Genomic DNA, 1,454 nt, shown 5'->3' with positions numbered 1-1,454 from the left:
TGAACTGACCCCCGAAAGTTGGACGTAGATCCAACCTTCGGGGGTTTTTACATGGCGAAGTACGACGAGAACTTCAAGCTCAAGGTAGTCAGGCAGTATCTGTCCGGAACAGGAGGCAGCAAGGCGATTGCCGCCCGTCATGGACTTGATCATGCGACGGTGAGGCGGTGGGTGACCCGTTACCAGGCGCACGGCACTTCTGGACTGCGGCGCAAGAGCGCAAGCTATGACGCGACGTTCAAGCTGAAGGTGCTCAAACGGATGTGGCGCGAACAGTGGTCTGAAGCCCAGACAGCGGTGGCGTTCGACATTCGCTGCGCATGGCATATCGGCAAATGGGCGCGCCAGTATCATGCTGGAGGTATCGACGCACTGCGCCCTCTTCGCGGGGGGCGCCCCAAGACTATGAGCACCAAGCCAGCCAAGCCTGAAGTTCCTCTCACCGAACTGGATGACAAGCAGATTATCGCCAGGCAGAACCAGGAGTTGATCGAGTTGCGCGCCGAGGTCGCGTACTTAAAAAAACTCGATGCCTTGATCCAGGAAAAGCGGCGTGCGGCTGCGCAGAAAAAGCGCAAGCCGTGACTGGGTTGAGGCAACACCATCCGCTTGCGGCCTTGCTCAAGGCGGCCAGCCTGGCGCGCAGCACATACTACTACCAGGTCAAGGCGGCTCAAGCCGCCGACAAGTATGCTGAGATCAAAGGCAGGATCCGTGCTGTCTATGCAAGGCACAAGGGCCGGTACGGCTACCGGCGCGTCACAGCCGTGCTGCGCCAGGCAGGGCAGTCCGTGAACCACAAGACGGTGCAGAAACTGATGCAGATGCTGGGCTTGAAGTCGCTCGTGCGCACCAAGAAGTACCGCTCGTATCGCGGACAGTCGCATCACGTGGCGGTCAACGTGCTAGCGCGCGCCTTCGAGGCGGAGCGTCCGAACCAGAAGTGGGTCACCGACGTGACCGAGTTCAACGTGCGTGGCCAGAAGCTGTATCTGTCGCCGGTGATGGACCTGTATAACGGCGAGATCGTGGCCTATGAAACTAGCCGCCGGCCAGTGTTCAAGCTCGTGGGCAGCATGCTGAAAAAGGCATTGGCGCGGCTGCGGCCAACGGAGCGTCCCGTTCTGCACTCCGACCAAGGTTGGCAATACCAGCAACCTATGTACAGGCGCATGCTTGCTGCCCGGTCAGTAACGCAGAGCATGTCACGCAAGGGCAACTGCCTGGACAATGCCGCCATGGAAAGCTTCTTCGGCACGCTCAAGGCCGAGTTCTTCCACCTGAACCGCTTCGAGAGCATCGACCAGTTGCAGGCCGGCATCCGGCAGTACATCCGTTACTACAATCACCACCGCATCAAGCTCAAGCTAAAAGGCCTGAGCCCGGTGCAATACCGAGCTCAGGCCTTCGGGCTTTAGCTTCCTCTGACCGTCCAACTTCTGGGGGTCAGTTCA

1 protein-coding gene is annotated in these 1,454 nt (G+C 59.4%); it reads left to right on the top strand.

The window, feature by feature from the left end; all coding sequences use genetic code 11:
- Nucleotides 1-51: 51 nt before the first annotated feature.
- Nucleotides 52-1,418, top strand: a protein-coding gene (locus tag CEY09_RS31725; RefSeq protein ID WP_088591676.1) for an IS3 family transposase whose coding sequence is annotated in 2 segments (ribosomal slippage) — nt 52-526 and nt 526-1,418 — 1,368 coding nt in all. Because the reading frame shifts where the segments join, the coding sequence is not laid out codon by codon here.
- Nucleotides 1,419-1,454: the final 36 nt, after the last annotated feature.

This window comes from Achromobacter marplatensis (genome assembly GCF_002209535.1).
Lineage (GTDB): Bacteria > Pseudomonadota > Gammaproteobacteria > Burkholderiales > Burkholderiaceae_B > Achromobacter > Achromobacter marplatensis.
The sequence above is the reverse complement of the archived record's forward strand: the minus strand, read 5'-3'. Positions and strand labels throughout refer to the sequence as shown.